Source organism: Macrococcoides goetzii (assembly GCF_002742385.2).
Lineage (GTDB): Bacteria > Bacillota > Bacilli > Staphylococcales > Staphylococcaceae > Macrococcoides > Macrococcoides goetzii.
The window spans coordinates 1,022,263-1,039,148 of record NZ_MJBI02000001.1 but is presented as its reverse complement, the minus strand read 5'-3'; the positions used below and the strand labels follow the sequence as shown (position 1 = coordinate 1,039,148).

Sequence of the window (16,886 nt, the reverse complement as noted above, 5' to 3'; positions counted from 1 at the left end):
TCTCAAAACTAGTCTGAATACCAAATGATGGCCGATAAACCAAAAATATCGGCCATGAACTCTCAAAACTAGTCTGAATCCCAAAATGATGGCCGATAAACCAAAAATATCGGCCATGAACTCTCAAAACTAGTCTGAATCCCAAAATGATGGCCGATAAACCAAAAACATCGGCTATGAACTCTCAAAACTAGTCTGAATACCAAAATAATGGCCGATAAACTAAAAATAACGGCCATCATCTTTATCATCAATATGCTACACCATGCTATACATAGCAATTAAACTTATAATCACTAATCCAAGCGATACAAATAAAATCGGATTAGTCCATATATACTTTTCCTGTCTGATGCGCAATTCTTTATTGAAGTCTGGATCTTCATCCATCGTTTCCTTAATTCGTTTCGGTGCCATCATGTAATTAAACTTTCTAAAGGAATGCCCCATAATACTATATGCCCCATCACTATACATCATCATAAATAATCCGATACATAATCCAATTATTGAAACAGCAAAGATACCGTTTAAGAAATTTAATAATTTTAGACCACTAAACAATACGTATATAACAGCTAAACCTGTTTCTATCGCAAAAATAATCATGTAATTTTTCACATATATTCCTCCTGTATTAACTTTATTTATTATATCTTTTATTTCTTTAAATGCATATAAAATGTTATAAAAATGAATAATCATTTTAAAATATATTACAATTATTGATAACAACAACACTGATGAAATTTTTATATACATAATACAGTATAAAAATGCATAAAATTTAACACTTTAGTGCACTATACATGTATAAAAAGTATTAAAAATATTAAGAAAAATGTATAAAAAGTTATTGCTATTTATTTACTATAACATTTATAATAAAGTTAATCTTCTGAAAATTAACAGAGGCATTTTTAGAAATGGGGGAAAGAAATGAAAAGACAGGTAAAATCTTTATTAGTTTTATTTCTAGCAATTACTATGGTACTTGCTGCATGTTCAGGTAAAAAAGGTGGTTCTGGTGATACTGCTGGTGGCGACGATAAAACATTACGTTTAGTTGCTTCAAGTGATATCCCAACAATGGACTCATCTTTAGCAACTGATGCTGTATCATTCAATGTATATAACCAAACGATTGAAGGTCTATATACATTAGATAAAGATGACAAAGCGGTTCCTGCAATTGCAAAAGGTGAACCAAAAATTTCAGATGACGGTAAAAAATGGACAGTAGAATTACGCGACGATGCAAAATGGACAAATGGTGATCCAGTTACAGCAAATGACTTCGTATTTGCATGGCAACGCGCACTAGATCCTAAAACAGCTGCAGAATATGCTTACATCATGTACGACTTAAAAAATGCAGAAGCTGTTAATACAGGTAAAATGAAACCTTCTGAATTAGGTGTTAAAGCAGTAAATGATACAACTTTAGAATTTGAATTAGAAAAATCTAAGCCTTATTTCAAAGAATTATTAGCATTCGGGACTTTCTTACCTCAAAACGAAAAATTCGTTAAAGAAAAAGGCGAAAAATACGGTACGACAGAAAAAGATACATTATATAATGGTCCTTTCGTATTAAGTGAATGGAAAACTGAAGACAAATTTACTTTAACAAAAAATGATAAGTACTATGACAAAGATAAAGTAAAATTAGATAAAATTACTTATAAAGTTTTAAAAGATGCTAACTCAGGTGTTAACTTATATACAACAGGTAAAATTGATCGTGTAGGTTTACCTGCAGAATTTATCGGTAAATACAAAAATGATAAAAACTATTCTACAGAATTAGATGCTTCAACATTCTTCATTAGAATGAACCAGGCAAAAAATAAAGATTTACAAAACAAAGATTTACGTATGGCTTTAGCGAAATCTATCGATAAAGAAAAATACGTTAAAAACAATTTAAACAATGGTTCTATTGCAATCGATACATTGATGCCAAAAGACTTTGTTAAAGACAAAGCTGGTAAAGACTATGTTGATGGTGTTAATTCTCCATTAAACTACGATGCAAAAGCAGCAAAAGCTTCTTATGAAAAAGCGAAAAAAGCTTTAGGTAAAGATAAATTCACTTTTGAATTCTTAACATTCGACCAAGAGTCTTCTAAGAAAGATGCTGAATACTTTAAAGAACAAATTGAATCGACTTTACCAGGTGTAACATTAAAAATTAAACAACAGCCATTCAAACAAAAATTAGATTTAGAATCTAAAGGGAACTATGAATTATCATTAGGTGGTTGGGGTCCTGACTATCCAGACCCAATGACTTTCTTAGATATGTTTGTAACTGACGGACCACATAACCAAACTGGCTGGTCTTCAAAAACGTATGACAAAGCAATTGATGAAGCGAATGGTCCATTATTAACAGATGTTGAAAAACGTTGGACGACATTACAAAAAGCAGAAACTGAATTCTTAAATGAAGCAGTTATTATTCCAATTTATCAACGTGGTGGCGCATTCTTAACGCAACCATACGTGAAAAACATTGTTTCTCATAAATTTGCTGGAGATTATTCATTCAAAGAAACTGAAATTAAGAAATAGTATCTTGAAACCAATTTAGAAGGAAGGATATGCAACTTATATCCTTCTTTTTAAATAAATAAAAAAAGTTGTATGAATTATGAGAAAATTTAGTTATTATAGTATTAGAGCAAAAAATGATTTTGCGCTATATGATTATAAGGAGGAAGAAGTGCATGTTAAAATATACGATTAAACGAATTTCTTATATGCTTTTAACATTGTTCATTGTTACTACGGCTACATTCTTCTTAATGAAATTAATGCCTGGTTCACCGTTCAACGATGAAAAGTTATCAGCTGAACAGAAAGCAATCGTGAATGAAAAATATGGATTAAACGATCCACTAGGAGTGCAATTTCTAAATTATTTAAAGAAAGCAGCGACAGGAGATTTCGGAGTATCATTCCAATATGATAATAAAGACGTATTAGGATTAATTATTCCTCGTCTTGGACCATCTGCTGAAATCGGACTTTATGCGATGATTATTGGGGTAACACTTGGTATTATTTTAGGGGTTATCGCAGCAGTGAAACAAAATACTTGGGTAGATTACTTAGCAACTGTGTTCTCTGTACTTGCTATTTCAGTACCCTCATTCGTTTTAGCCGTTTTATTACAATATTTCTTAGCAGTTAAAGTACAATGGTTCCCGGTTGCAGGTTGGGAAGGTTTTGATTATGCAGTACTACCAGCCATTGCACTATCAGCGGGTGTTATTGCAACTATCGCAAGGTATATCCGTTCAGAAATGATTGAGGTTTTAAGTTCAGACTATATTACTTTAGCACGTGCTAAAGGTAATTCAACTTCTAAAGTATTATTTGGACATGCATTACGTAATGCATTAATTCCTATCATTACATTAATTGGTCCAATGACAGTTGGTATCTTAACAGGAGCACTTACGATCGAAACAATCTTCGGTATTCCTGGTCTTGGAGATCAATTCGTGCGTTCTATTCAAATGAATGACTATCCAGTTATTATGGCGCTTACAGTATTTATCTGTGCATTATTCGTAGCAGTATTATTTATCGTTGATATCTTATACGGTATCATTGACCCACGTATTCGTGTACAAGGAGGTAAAGATTAATGGCAAAATTTAATGAAGTAGAAGAAAATGTTAATCATGCAAATTTAAATCAAAATTTAGCGACACCTCCTGGTTCATTTGTATTAGCAAACCGTGACGAAATCAATGAAGAAAAAATCGAGCGTGAATCTAAGACATTCTGGCAGGATGCATGGTTACAATTAAAAGCTAACAAAGCTGCAATTCTGGGACTTATCGGTTTAATTCTATTAACATTAATGGCATTTATCGGGCCAATGATTAGTGGTCACACGTATCGTGCGCAAAACGTTGACCATTCAAACTTACCGCCTAAAATTATGGCACTTAAAGATGTAGGATTCTTACCATTCGACGGTAAAGATAAAGATGGTTTCGATGTTTATGAATCTAAGAACGTTAAAGAAGCTTATTGGTTTGGTACTGACTCGCTTGGACGTGACATCTTTACACGTACTTGGAAAGGTACACAAGTTTCTATATTTATCGGTATCGTAGCAGCATTCTTAGACGTTGTAATCGGTATTACTTATGGATCTATTTCAGGTTTCTTTGGTGGCTGGGTAGATACATTGATGCAGCGTATCATCGAGATTATTGCATCGATTCCTAACTTAATCATCATGATTTTATTCGTAATTCTCTTCGGTGGTAGTCTATGGACAATCATCTTAGCCATGTCACTTACCGGCTGGATCGGTATGAGCCGAATCGTGCGTGGACAATTCTTAAAATTAAAAGGGCAAGAATATATTTTAGCGTCAAGAACATTAGGTGCTTCTAACGGAAGTTTAATTTTCAAACATATTTTACCGAACACGTTAGGACCAATTATCGTAACAGCAATGTTCTCTATCCCTGGAGCGATTTTCTTCGAAGCATTCTTAAGCTTCATCGGTTTAGGTTTAGAGCCACCGATGACATCACTTGGGGCATTAGTAAACGATGGTCGTAAAATGTTATTGATTCACCCATACCAAATGTTTGTTCCATCTGCAGTATTATCATTATTAATCTTATGTTTCTATTTATTTGGTGACGGTGTACGTGATGCATTCGATCCGAAAATGCGTAAATAAAGGAGGAAATTAGAATGGCAGAAAGAATTTTAGAAGTTAAGAATTTAAAAGTTTCCTTCGATATTAACGCGGGGGAAGTTCAGGCAGTACGTGGAGTTGATTTCCACTTAGATAAAGCAGAAACATTAGCAATCGTTGGAGAGTCTGGTTCAGGTAAATCAGTAACGACGAAAGCGATTATGAGATTGTTACCATCACCACCTTCACGTATTAAAGAAGGAGAAATCTTGTTTGATGGTAAAGATATTGCAAAGCTATCAGAAAAAGAAATGCAGCAAGTGCGTGGTAAAGATATTTCGATGATCTTCCAGGATCCAATGACTTCATTAAATCCGACAATGAAAATTGGTAAGCAAGTTATGGAACCGCTGATTAAACATCAAAAGTTATCTAAAGCAGAAGCGAAAGAACGTGCATTAGATATTTTACGTTTAGTAGGACTTCCAAATCCAGAAGGTCGTTTCAATAACTATCCTCACCAATTCTCTGGTGGACAACGTCAACGTATCGTTATTGCAACGGCACTAGCATGTGACCCGAAAATTCTAATTGCTGATGAACCTACAACAGCACTTGACGTAACAATTCAGGCACAAATTTTAGAATTGATGAAAGATTTACAGAAGAAAATTGATACTTCAATTATCTTCATTACACATGACTTAGGGGTAGTTGCAAACGTAGCAGATCGCGTTGCAGTAATGTATGGTGGACAAATTGTTGAAACAGGAACAGTAGATGAAATTTTCTATAATCCTAAACATCCATACACTTGGGGATTATTATCATCTATGCCAAGTTTAGATACACATCAGGATACAGAATTAATTGCCATTCCTGGTACACCACCAGATTTAATTAAACCGCCAGTGGGTGATGCTTTTGCACGACGTTCAGATTACGCATTACAAATTGACTTTGAACAGGAGCCACCTTGGTACCAGGTTTCAGATACACACTTTGTGAAATCTTGGTTGATGGATCCGCAAGCACCTAAAGTTGAACCGCCAGAAATGGTTAAACAAAAGCTGCGCCCTATGCCTGGTGACTATGCAGAACCAAAACGTGTTGAGGGGGTTAGCTTCTAATGAGAGACGATAGAGTTCATAACAATACAGAAGGTCGCGTTAAAGTAATTGATGAGACAGGAAATACAACACAAGATGTTAAAGTTGAAAAAACTGTGACACATACAAATGAACCTGTTATAGACCATACTGCAGAGCACACTATTGAAGATGGTCCAATTCAGGTAAGTGAAGATGAAATTAAAGAAGATGCGTCACAATATAGTGCATCTGAATTGAATATAACTAAACTTACTGAAGCAGAAAAAAAAGCAGCGGGGATTAAACCCTATGCTGAAGGCAAAACAAAATTAATTGAAGTAAGAAATTTAAAGCAATATTTTAACGTTGGCAAGAAAAATGAAGTAAAAGCTATCGATGATATTACATTTGATATTTATCGCGGTGAAACTTTAGGTCTTGTAGGTGAGTCAGGTTGTGGTAAATCAACAACAGGACGTACACTGATTAAGTTATATGATGCAACAGGTGGAGAAGTTATCTTTGATGGGACTGATATTCAGTCAATTAAAAATAAAAAAGATTTATTGAAGTTTAATCGTCGTATGCAGATGATTTTCCAGGATCCATATGCATCACTTAACCCGAGACTTAAAGTTATGGATATTATTGCTGAAGGTATTGATATTCATAAACTTGCAAAGAATAAACAGGATCGTGCAAACCGTGTTTACGAGTTACTTGAGACAGTAGGTTTATCAAAAGAACATGCTAACCGTTATCCACATGAATTCTCAGGAGGACAACGTCAGCGTATCGGTATCGCACGTGCATTAGCAGTAGAACCAGAGTTTATTATTGCCGATGAGCCAATCTCAGCACTTGACGTATCTATTCAGGCGCAGGTTGTAAACTTAATGCAGAAATTACAGAATGAACGTGGCATTACATTTTTATTTATCGCCCATGATTTATCAATGGTTAAATACATTTCAGACCGTATCGGTGTAATGTATTTCGGTAAATTAGTTGAAGTAGGACCAGCGGATGCGATTTATAACAATCCACTTCATGAATATACGAAGTCATTGTTATCTGCAATTCCATTACCTGATCCAGAATCAGAACGAACGCGTGTACGTAAAACTTACAATCCGGATGTTCATGCGTACACAGCTGACGATGTATTAGAGTTACGTGAAGTTGCTCCAGATCATTTCGTATATTGTTCACCGAAAGAATACGAAGCATTAAAGAAATCTTATAATCATAATTATTAATCAATAAAGGACAATGAGAAGCATTAATCTCAATGTCCTTTATTTTTATGCACAAATCTTTATATATTTATAAAAAGTAATAAAAAGGAAAAAACATACTTTATAAATGTTAACAAAACATAAGAAATATAACTTACCGTCATAAAGGCATTCTATAAGAATTTTAAAGTTATACTTAATAAACGAATGTGAATAAATATAAAATAATAAAATATTCAAAAAAATTAAAAAATGTATAAAAAAAGTATTGCTATACCCTGAAATATAAAATATAATTAATACAAATCTTCTGAATATTCCAAACAGCAGATTGAATAATTTATATGTAGGGGGAAGTTGAATGAAAAAGAATTTTCAATGGTTTTTAGTTTTATTATTAGCTTTAACTGGCTTTGTATCAGCTTGTTCTGGCTCTGGCGGAGATAAAAAATCTGCTGGTGGAGACGGCAAAGACAGCCAAGTATTGAACTTTGCAGAAGGTTCTGATATTCCATCTATGGATTCGTCAATGGCAACTGACCAAGTATCTTTTAATGTATTCAACCAAGTAATGGAAGGTCTTTATACTTTAGATAAAGACGATAAAGCCGTACCTGGTGTAGCAGAAGGAGATCCTGAAAAGTCTAAAGACGGTAAAACATGGACAGTCAAATTACGTGAAGATGCGAAATGGTCTAATGGTGACCCTGTAACAGCGAAAGATTTTGAATATGCATGGAAACGTACAATCGATCCTAAAACAGGTGCTGAATATGCATATATTATGGCAGATTTAAAAAATGCTAACAAAATCATGGAAGGTAAAGCGAAACCTGATGAGTTAGGAGTTAAAGCAATTGACGATAACACATTAGAAATTCAATTAGAAACTAACGTTCCTTACTTCCAGGAATTATTAGCTTTCGGTACTTTCTTACCACAAAACGAAAAATTCGTTAAAGAAAAAGGTGACAAGTACGGTACAACTAAAGACGACACTTTATACAATGGTCCTTTCGTATTAAATGAGTGGAACACTGAGAAAAACTTCCAGTTAACACCAAACAAAGAATACTGGGATAAAGATAAAGTGAAGTTAAAAGAAGTAAACTTCCAAATCGTTAAAGAAACACAAACTGCTTTAAACTTATACACTACTGGTAAAATTGATGCTGTAGGTTTATCTGCTGAAAACGTAGATAAATACAAAAACGATGCTAAATACAAAGATCAGTTCTCAACTCAACTAGGATCTTCAACATTCTTTGTACGTATCAATCAATCTAAAAATAAAGATTTACAAAACAAAAACCTACGTTTAGCTTTAGCGAAAGCAATCGATAAAGATAAATATGTAAAAACTTTATTAAATAACGGTTCTGTAGCAACAGATGCTTTAATGCCTAAAGAATTCGTTAAAGGTCCAGACGGTAAAGATTATAGTGAAGGTGTTAAATCTCCATTAAACTATGACAAAGATGAAGCGAAGAAATATTTAGATAAAGCGAAAAAAGAATTAGGTAAAGACAAGTTTACATTTGAATTCTTAACTTATGATGCAGATACATCTAAAAAAGATGCTGAATATGTTAAAGAACAATTAGAAACGAACTTACCTGGCGTTACTTTAAAAATTAAACAACAACCATTTAAACAAAAATTAGCTTTAGAATCTAAAAAGAACTATGAATTATCATTTGCTGGTTGGGGTCCTGACTATCCAGACCCAATGACATTTATCGATATGTTCGTAACTGACGGTCCACATAACCAAATGGATTGGTCAAACAAAGAATTTGATAAATTAGTTAAAGATGCTAAAGGTCCATTATTAGCAGATCCAGAAAAACGCTGGACAGCTTTACAAGAAGCTGAACAAATCTTCTTAGAAGATGCAGCAATCATTCCGATGTATCAACGTGGAACTGCACGTTTACGTCAACCGTACATCAAAAACTATGTTGTTCATAAATTTGCCGGAGATACTACTTTAAAAGAAGTTACAATCGAAGGTAAAAAATAGTTACAACTAAAATAGCACTTCACTGAAATTCAGTGAAGTGCTTTATTTTTATTTTTATTTTCTTTTTCTGCCTAAGCCCATTGCGTTTTCCATCTTTTTAAGCATTTTATTTGCTTTAAATGCTGCTTTTTCAGCACCACGATCAAGTATTTCATCAAGTTCTGGTGAATTCATGTAGTATTCATATTTTTCCTGAAAGGGTGTAATAAATGCTACAACAACATCTGCTAAATCTGATTTAAAGTCGCCATAACCTTTTCCATCATACATTACTTCAAGTTCTTCAATCGTTTTACCTGAGAAGATTGAATAAATGCCTAATAAATTAGAAATGCCTGGTTTATTTTCTTTATCATATTTTACGATCCCTTCAGAATCAGTAACTGCACTTTTGATTTTTTTAGCTACTGTATTCGGTGGATCAAGGAGAGAGATAAATCCTTTCGTATTGCTATCAGATTTACTCATTTTTTTCGTTGGATCTTGTAAACTCATCACGCGTCCACCGACTTTAGGCATTCTGATTTCCGGTATCGTAAATATATCATTATATTTACTGTTAAATCGTTCAGCGAGATCACGCGTTAATTCAAGATGTTGTTTCTGATCATCACCGACAGGAACGATATGTGTGCCATATAATAATATATCCGCAGCCATAAGTGGTGGATAAGTTAATAATCCTGCAGGAATGCCTTCTTTACGATCTTTTGCCTTATCTTTAAATTGTGTCATACGTTCTAGTTCACCAATCGTTGAAATCGTTGTCAGCATCCAGCCTGCCTGTGCGTGAGCTGGTACTTCTGATTGAATGAAGAGCGTTACTTTTTCCGGATCTAATCCACTAGCAAGATAAAGTGCTGCAAGAGAACGGATATTCTTTCTTAATGCCGCTTTATCTTGAGGTACAGTAATCGCATGCTGATCAACAATACAAAAGTAGCAGTCATAGTCATTTTGAATTTCAACAAATTGTTGTAATGCTCCGATGTAGTTTCCGATTGTAGGAACACCGCTCGGTTGAATTCCTGAAAATAATGTTTGCATAAATAAAACTCCTTTAATAATAGTAAGTATATTGTACTATATAAACGGATATAATAAATAAACAGATATCATAAATATTATGATTAATTTATTATGTGACAAAAATGAAAACTAATGAAAACGTATTGTAAAAAGGGTTTATAAGGTGTATAGTGTAAGAGTAAATAATAAAATTTTGTGAGACTATCTTGAGTGATTTATGATTGAATGTTCAGATAATTATTTTCATTTTATTAGAGAATTCTCATTAAATTTTAATGTTCAGATAATATAATAAGAATATCAGGTTAGAACAAACATCTATAGCATTTATCTTACACTAGATTGCTTAATATAATTTTATAATTATTTTAAGTTTTATCATTTGACAATGTTTAAGTTAACACGTATAGGGTAAATATAATTAAGGGTTTAAGATAAATTATACAAATAATAATCTAACCGATAAATAACACAATTAGGAGAGTGAGATGTATGGTAACATTATTTACTTCACCAAGTTGCACATCTTGCCGTAAAGCGAAAGCATGGTTACAAGAACATGACATTCCGTATACGGAGCGTAATATATTTTCAGAAAACTTATCAATTGATGAAATAAAAGCAATCTTAAGAATGACAGAAGATGGTACAGATGAAATCATCTCTACACGTTCAAAAACATTCCAAAAATTAAATGTTGATATTGACGCATTACCATTACAGGAGTTATATGAAATTATTCAAAAAAATCCTGGGTTACTACGTCGTCCAATCATTTTAGATGAAAAGCGTTTACAAGTTGGCTACAATGAAGACGAAATTAGACGTTTCTTACCACGTAAAGTGCGCACGTTCCAATTATTAGAAGCACAACGTATGGTAGATTAATTTAAATTAACAGGCTGTCATAATTTGTTCACATGAACGAATTTGACAGCTTTTTTATGTATCATTTTAAGGTTAATTCATTGTGACTATATACCCTTTAATGTACAATAGACTTACAATTCTATTGATAGGGGGAATAGACCATGAGAATTGAACGCGTAAATGACACTACATTAAAATTTTATTTAACATATGCAGATATAGAGGCTCGAGGATTTAAACGCGATGATTTATGGACGAACCGTAAAGCTGGTGAAGCGTTCTTTTGGTCTATGATGGAAGAAATCAACGAAGAGGAAGAATTTTTTGTTGAAGGACCATTGTGGATACAAGTCCATGCATTTGATAAAGGTATTGAATTTGTCGTAACAAAAACTAAACAAGATGACGTTTTACATTTACCGGATGATGAATCACCTGAAAATCTTGAATATCAGGTAAACGATTTCTTAAATAAATCAGTTCAGGATGAAAAAGAGTTACGTGATTTATTAATGAAAGCTTCTGAAATAAATGATTTTGATAATGAATTTATTGCACACTTTGATGATCTTGAGCATGTTATCCAATTCAGTTATGATGATCATCTCGATATCGACATTGAAGACCTGCTTTATATGCATGAAGGAAGATATTATTATTATGTACAGTTTGACGAACGTTTATTAGATGATGAAGTACATACATATGTTGCGCATGTATTAGAGTATGCTGATGAATCACGTATTTCTAAAGAACAACTTGAAGAGTATGGAAAAGTTGTGATGAGTCATAATGTGAAACATCAAGTACAAAAATATTTTAAATTGTAGTGATTTACAATATTTACACAATTGTAAAAAATACTTTTAGCACTTTCTACTATATATAAGTAGGAGGTGCTTTTTTATGCTTGTTGCTTTAAATGATGCCGGAGAATTAATTGAGGCAAATCGCGCATTGGCAGGACGATACACATGTCCAATTTGCAACAGACCAGTTGTATTAAAAAAAGGAAAAGTTAAGTTACCGCATTTTGCACATCAAACTTTAAAAGATTGTTTTATGTACACATACAAAAAAGAAACAGTCGCTCATATAGAAGGTAAATATTGTCTATATGATTTATTTCATCCTTCTACATGTTTTATGGAATATTATTTGTCATCAATTGAGCAGATACCTGACTGTTATCATACTTCTTCTATCGCATTTGAACTGCAGATGTCAGTAATACCAATTTCTCACATTGTTGCAAGAACCTCTGGCTACAATTCAATCGGTGTAGACGTAATATGGATTGCTAAATTTGAAGATATTAAAATCAATGGTACTCAAATGAAACTTACATACTTTCAAAAATCATTAATTCATTTAGCAAGTAATGTATTGTTTGCTTATCATACGCAGTTAAAATCTTTTTTTGCCTTACAGATTACACGCGTACTGAACCATAATGAATTTGAAATTAATATTATTAGGATTATGAATGGAGAAGTGATACTTTCTATTATTTCTGATAATCAGCTAAAGATGACACATCGTGTATTGAGCAAGATAGAAACGAAAAAGCATATTCAAAATTGCTTAGCGAAAAAGTCAGTGCTGCAGCCCACATTAAGTGGTCTTTATCGACTGAGAATAGATCATAGAAATATTCCGGAATACATACGCATTGTAATACCTGAACAGATTTATATTGATAAACATCCAATAGAATGGCAGGTTGAATTGATGGTGATGATTCACAATCAACAATTTGATTTTGAAAAATGGTTGAATTGCTTAAAATTATCCGAACAAAGTAACTTGATGGTATCGCATCCAGAACTCGCTTTACACATCTTAAAAGTTTATCAGCATATATCAAATCAAATGCGTGCATTAATGACTGAAAAATGAGAAAATTATATGTATTAATGAAATGGAGGATTTAAAATGACAGAATTAATGACAAGAAGCGAACAACAAGAGCAAAACACATGGGATTTAACAACAATATTTAAATCCGATGACGCGTGGGAAAGTGCCTTTACTGAGCTTTCAGAGTATCTTGGCAAAGAAAAAGCGTTTCAAGGTAAACTAGGTAGTTCAAGTGAAACGTTGTTAAATGCATTACTATTAGATGCAGAAATTGATGAACTATTAGGTAAAGTCTATGTATATGCACATCTTAAACATGATGAAGATACAACGAATGCAAAGTATACTGCTTTTGAGCAACGCGCTGCAACACTTGCAAGTCAATTCTCATCTGCCTGGAGTTTTATGTTACCGGAACTGATGACAATTGATGAATCACAGTTAAATACATTTATTGCAGAGCATAAAGGATTAGAGCGTTTTAAATTTGATCTTGAAAAAATAAATAGACGACGTGAACACGTTCTTAGTGAAAAGGAAGAATTGATATTAGCTGAAGCTCAGGAAGCACTTTCTGCTTCAAGTAATACATTTAGTATGTTTAATAATGCCGATTTAACTTTTGATAACATAAAAGATAAAGATGGTAATTCATTACCGTTATCTCATGGTAACTATATTACTTATTTAGAATCTGATGATCGTGTATTACGTGAAAATGCATATAAAGAGGTTTACGCTAAATACGGTGAGTTTAATAATACATTGTCACAAACACTCGCAGGAAAAGTTAAGGCAAGTGTATTTTCAAGTAAAGTAAGAAATTATGAAAGCGCTCGTCATCAAGCTTTATCAAACAATGATATACCGGAGTCTGTATATGATACGTTAGTACAGACGGTTAATGATCATCTGCCATTATTACATCGCTACACAGCATTACGTAAAGAATTATTAGGTCTAGATGAAATGCATATGTATGATATGTATACGCCATTAATAGAAGACGTTGAATTCAAAGTAACTTATGAAGAAGCGAAAGATTGGATGCTGGCATCACTTGAACCAATGGGTAGTGAATATATTGAAGTTATAAAAGAAGGATTAACAAATCGCTGGGTAGATGTTTACGAAAATAAAGGAAAACGTAGTGGTGCTTATTCATCTGGTACTTTTGGAACAAATCCATTTATTTTAATGAACTGGACGGATAATGTAAACAATACATTTACATTAACGCATGAATTTGGACATAGTGCACATAGCTATTTTTCTAGAAAGAATCAGCCATCCAATATGTCAGGTTATTCAATATTCGTGGCTGAAGTGGCATCAACATGTAATGAGGCATTACTGGCAGATTATATGTATAAAAATTTAGACGATGAAAAGAAAAAGTTATATTTACTTAATTATCAATTAGATGGATTCAGAGGGACTGTATTCAGACAGACGATGTTTGCTGAATTTGAACATATCATCCATACAATCGTTGAAAATAATGAACCATTAACAGCTGAACGATTAAATAAAGAGTATGCTGCATTGAATAAGAAATATTATGGAGATGCTGTTATAACGGATGATAATATTCAATATGAGTGGAGCCGTATACCACATTTTTATTACAACTATTATGTTTATCAATATGCAACAGGTTATAGTGCAGCATTTGCGTTAAGCAAGCAAATTCTTGAAGAAGGCGCACCTGCTGTGGATCGTTATATCAATCATTTCTTAAAAGCAGGTAGTTCTGATTATCCTATCGAAGTGCTTAAAAAAGCAGGTGTCGATATGACATCAAGCGCTGCTATTGAAAATGCTTGTAAAGTGTTTGAGGAAAGGTTAGATGAATTTGAAAGATTAATAAAGTTATCAAAATAATAAATAAGTAGTGAATGCGTTTACAATATGTCAACTTTGTGAAAAGTATCCATTTTATTTGAAACAGAATAAATTACGTGTTATATTAAGTACATGAAATTAATCACATACCAAACATACCCCTTTGTTTGAGTGAAAAATTTCTCCCATCCCCTTTGTTTAAATACCGTGTAATCAGACACGGTATTTTTTTATGAGATTTTTTATATTATATTTTATTAGAAGAATAACGGATATGAAAAATAATAAAACTGTACTAATAGTTTCTTTTAAAAAACAGATACACAAAAACCGATATCGTACGATATGTTTTTGTGTGATATATTATAGTGATTTATAACGCCAGAATAAATCATGATCATAATAAACATCTTCAATAATATTCTGGAGCTTTAATTTTCGTAATTCATTCATCAATATATTATGTGGCCATTCATAAACAGTTTCGAGTTCATGTTCACTTACCATTTCCTGTTCACGAATATATTCTGAAAGGGTTGGTGGTAACTTTTTTTCTATCGGCGTTTCTACAAGTTCATTGATGATATATGTGTAAATATGATAAGCGTGAATACCTTCTACTTTTAATCCTTCATCTTCATAATTTTCGTTAAAGAAAACAAGTGTAGGTGTAACATTGACATCCATTTCATTTGCGATATGTTGGTCACACTTTAATGAGGAAGTAACATGATTACTACGTATATCATTAGTGAAGACTTCTATATCTAATCCTGCTTTTTGCGCACAATGCATAATCAATTCTTTTGTGATTATATCTTGTTTTGGCATTATTTCATTCTGTATAAAGTTCAAAAATAGATTCGCTTTCTTTCTTCCTTGTAATTCAGCTGCTTTAAATGCTAAAGCAATATTATCATCGCAAGTTGTACTTTGTGCCTGACATTTTGTGAGTACTTTCAAAGTAGGAAGTAGAATTTGTTTAATATCTACGAATTGATAGTATTCAATTTGCAATTTACGTAAAGTTGCTTTAAGTTTCCAAGAATCTTTACAAAAAGGATCAAAGAAAGAATAAATCTCTATTTTTTTATTAGGCGATAATTGTTCTCGCGTTTGATTTACCATTAATTGTAGTTGTCCCATTCTACATCACCTTCATCCTTTAATCGACATTTTTCATATGTTCAGCAGTAAGTGTTAAACGTTGCAATAAGTATGTTCTAACATCTTCATCCATCGGTACTTCATATGCAGCTTTCGTCATATTTTCGAGCCATGCATCTTTTTCAAATTCTCCTATCGCAAAAGGCATATGACGTGCACGCATCATGGGATGACCATGTTCGTCAGAATAGAGCGTTGGTCCTCCTAAAAATTGTGTTAAAAATTGTTTTTGCTTTCGAGCTGTTTCATTAAAATCACCAGGAAATAAATGATTAATACGTTCATCTTCTTTAACATAAGAATAAAAGATATCTATCATTTGATATAAATTATCCTGGCCGATGCGATCATAAATCGTATCCATCTGACATCTCCTTACTTTCATACTAATATAGCATGTATATTACAATTTTAAAGTATTTTGCTTGTAAGTTTACTGTAATGGTTATAAAATCTTTGTACTTTGCTCATTGTTTCTTGTTTGTCAATGTTATAATATTCAAGTAACGTATCAAAATGTACTTTGCCTTCTTCGTAGTTGTTTACTTCATATTCCAGCTCGTAATCGCTCGTATCAAGATAATAACTGGCATCAAGGACAAGTAGACCGGATTTATATTCTATTTCGCGACGTTCTGTTGATAACGCACCAAATACACGAAGTGAATTATCAGCTATATTCATTTTTTTTAATTGCTGGTCAATATTTTCAGGGATGTAACGGTGTTCGATATATTCCTGATCTATGATACGCTCATCAATCACACCAGAATACTCCATGACACCAATTGTTTGTGGTATTTTTAATGTCATCATTTTAGATGCGCCATTATCACGAATTCTAAGTGCACATTTCTGCGATTTTAAATCGAATTGATTCGTATCGATATAAAAATTGGTTTGCGTAATCATCGGCGCATCGATAAATAACGCGTTTTTTAATTTTTCGTAAGTTGAATAGTCAAGTAGATTCTTGAATTCAATTTCAAGTTCTTCCATGGTGAACCCCCTTTTATATATTTTAATTATGTACAACATAATAAATGAAGTAAAGTATATTACATTCTATTCATGACTAAATCAATAAT

Annotated in this window: 14 protein-coding genes and 1 pseudogene; 10 read left to right on the top strand and 5 right to left on the bottom strand. The window is 32.7% G+C overall.

Annotated elements, in window-relative coordinates; all coding sequences use genetic code 11:
* Positions 1 to 258: 258 nt before the first annotated feature.
* A complete protein-coding gene (locus BFS35_RS05395; RefSeq protein ID WP_158554258.1) occupies positions 259 to 621 on the bottom strand; it encodes a DUF3899 domain-containing protein in 363 nt (120 codons plus the stop codon).
* 318 nt (positions 622 to 939) lie between these two features.
* Between BFS35_RS05395 and BFS35_RS05390 the strand changes: the two genes are divergently transcribed.
* The 6 genes and pseudogenes from BFS35_RS05390 (at position 940) to BFS35_RS05365 (ending at position 9,027) form a co-directional block, all read left to right on the top strand.
* The gene (locus BFS35_RS05390) at positions 940 to 2,577 is read left to right on the top strand and encodes a peptide ABC transporter substrate-binding protein (RefSeq protein WP_099580515.1); all 1,638 of its coding nucleotides are present in this window, start codon (positions 940 to 942) and stop codon (positions 2,575 to 2,577) included.
* Between the two features lie 155 nt (positions 2,578 to 2,732).
* Complete coding sequence (gene opp3b / locus BFS35_RS05385; protein WP_099580517.1) at positions 2,733 to 3,659, top strand: oligopeptide ABC transporter permease; 927 nt, start codon at positions 2,733 to 2,735, stop codon at positions 3,657 to 3,659.
* Between the two features lie 77 nt (positions 3,660 to 3,736).
* Positions 3,737 to 4,717, top strand: a pseudogene (opp3C, locus tag BFS35_RS05380) (oligopeptide ABC transporter permease); the annotation flags it as partial.
* A gap of 14 nt (positions 4,718 to 4,731) precedes the next feature.
* Positions 4,732 to 5,805 carry an ABC transporter ATP-binding protein gene (locus BFS35_RS05375; protein WP_111714384.1) on the top strand — a complete coding sequence of 358 codons (1,074 nt, stop codon included), beginning with the start codon at positions 4,732 to 4,734 and terminating at the stop codon, positions 5,803 to 5,805.
* A 260-nt stretch (positions 5,806 to 6,065) separates the two neighbouring features.
* Complete coding sequence (locus BFS35_RS05370) at positions 6,066 to 7,025, top strand: ABC transporter ATP-binding protein (protein ID WP_099580845.1); 960 nt, start codon at positions 6,066 to 6,068, stop codon at positions 7,023 to 7,025.
* Positions 7,026 to 7,365: 340 nt separating this feature from the next.
* The gene (locus tag BFS35_RS05365) at positions 7,366 to 9,027 is read left to right on the top strand and encodes a peptide ABC transporter substrate-binding protein (protein WP_099580521.1); all 1,662 of its coding nucleotides are present in this window, start codon (positions 7,366 to 7,368) and stop codon (positions 9,025 to 9,027) included.
* A gap of 54 nt (positions 9,028 to 9,081) precedes the next feature.
* Here BFS35_RS05365 and trpS read toward each other — a convergent pair whose 3' ends face one another.
* Entirely contained in the window at positions 9,082 to 10,074 is a 993-nt protein-coding gene (gene trpS / locus BFS35_RS05360; RefSeq protein WP_099580523.1) for a tryptophan--tRNA ligase, read from the bottom strand.
* Between the two features lie 474 nt (positions 10,075 to 10,548).
* Between trpS and spxA the strand changes: the two genes are divergently transcribed.
* The 4 genes from spxA to pepF all read left to right on the top strand — a co-directional run bounded on the left by spxA (position 10,549) and on the right by pepF (position 14,670).
* The gene (spxA, locus tag BFS35_RS05355) at positions 10,549 to 10,944 is read left to right on the top strand and encodes a transcriptional regulator SpxA (protein WP_096076985.1); all 396 of its coding nucleotides are present in this window, start codon (positions 10,549 to 10,551) and stop codon (positions 10,942 to 10,944) included.
* A 143-nt stretch (positions 10,945 to 11,087) separates the two neighbouring features.
* On the top strand, positions 11,088 to 11,756 hold the full coding sequence (gene mecA / locus BFS35_RS05350) for an adaptor protein MecA (protein ID WP_099580525.1): 669 nt from the start codon (positions 11,088 to 11,090) through the stop codon (positions 11,754 to 11,756).
* Between the two features lie 76 nt (positions 11,757 to 11,832).
* Positions 11,833 to 12,825, top strand: coding sequence for a competence protein CoiA (locus tag BFS35_RS05345; RefSeq protein WP_099580527.1), 993 nt, complete (start codon positions 11,833 to 11,835; stop codon positions 12,823 to 12,825).
* Between the two features lie 36 nt (positions 12,826 to 12,861).
* Positions 12,862 to 14,670, top strand: coding sequence for an oligoendopeptidase F (gene pepF / locus BFS35_RS05340; RefSeq protein WP_099580529.1), 1,809 nt, complete (start codon positions 12,862 to 12,864; stop codon positions 14,668 to 14,670).
* Positions 14,671 to 14,994: 324 nt separating this feature from the next.
* Here the strand turns inward: pepF and BFS35_RS05335 are convergent, their stop codons facing one another.
* From BFS35_RS05335 to BFS35_RS05325, 3 genes are read right to left on the bottom strand one after another with little or no spacing between them, the layout of a single operon-like run.
* Positions 14,995 to 15,777 (bottom strand): DsbA family protein, encoded by a 783-nt coding sequence (locus BFS35_RS05335; protein ID WP_099580531.1) that lies wholly within the window; start codon positions 15,775 to 15,777, stop codon positions 14,995 to 14,997.
* Positions 15,778 to 15,796: 19 nt separating this feature from the next.
* Entirely contained in the window at positions 15,797 to 16,162 is a 366-nt protein-coding gene (locus tag BFS35_RS05330; protein WP_099580533.1) for a globin domain-containing protein, read from the bottom strand.
* A 47-nt stretch (positions 16,163 to 16,209) separates the two neighbouring features.
* Entirely contained in the window at positions 16,210 to 16,797 is a 588-nt protein-coding gene (locus tag BFS35_RS05325) for a CYTH domain-containing protein (RefSeq protein ID WP_158554257.1), read from the bottom strand.
* Between the last annotated feature and the right edge of the window lie 89 nt (positions 16,798 to 16,886).

Bases quoted from the DNA above. Each gene is read 5' to 3' on its own strand.
- BFS35_RS05365 (WP_099580521.1), top strand. From the start codon at position 7,366: ATGAAAAAGAATTTTCAATGGTTTTTAGTTTTATTATTAGCTTTAACT.
- pepF (WP_099580529.1), top strand. From the start codon at position 12,862: ATGACAGAATTAATGACAAGAAGCGAACAACAAGAGCAAAACACATGG.
- spxA (WP_096076985.1), top strand. From the start codon at position 10,549: ATGGTAACATTATTTACTTCACCAAGTTGCACATCTTGCCGTAAAGCG.
- trpS (WP_099580523.1), bottom strand. From the start codon at position 10,074: ATGCAAACATTATTTTCAGGAATTCAACCGAGCGGTGTTCCTACAATC.
- opp3b (WP_099580517.1), top strand. From the start codon at position 2,733: ATGTTAAAATATACGATTAAACGAATTTCTTATATGCTTTTAACATTG.
- BFS35_RS05345 (WP_099580527.1), top strand. From the start codon at position 11,833: ATGCTTGTTGCTTTAAATGATGCCGGAGAATTAATTGAGGCAAATCGC.
- BFS35_RS05330 (WP_099580533.1), bottom strand. From the start codon at position 16,162: ATGGATACGATTTATGATCGCATCGGCCAGGATAATTTATATCAAATG.
- BFS35_RS05375 (WP_111714384.1), top strand. From the start codon at position 4,732: ATGGCAGAAAGAATTTTAGAAGTTAAGAATTTAAAAGTTTCCTTCGAT.
- mecA (WP_099580525.1), top strand. From the start codon at position 11,088: ATGAGAATTGAACGCGTAAATGACACTACATTAAAATTTTATTTAACA.
- BFS35_RS05390 (WP_099580515.1), top strand. From the start codon at position 940: ATGAAAAGACAGGTAAAATCTTTATTAGTTTTATTTCTAGCAATTACT.
- BFS35_RS05325 (WP_158554257.1), bottom strand. From the start codon at position 16,797: ATGGAAGAACTTGAAATTGAATTCAAGAATCTACTTGACTATTCAACT.
- BFS35_RS05335 (WP_099580531.1), bottom strand. From the start codon at position 15,777: ATGGGACAACTACAATTAATGGTAAATCAAACGCGAGAACAATTATCG.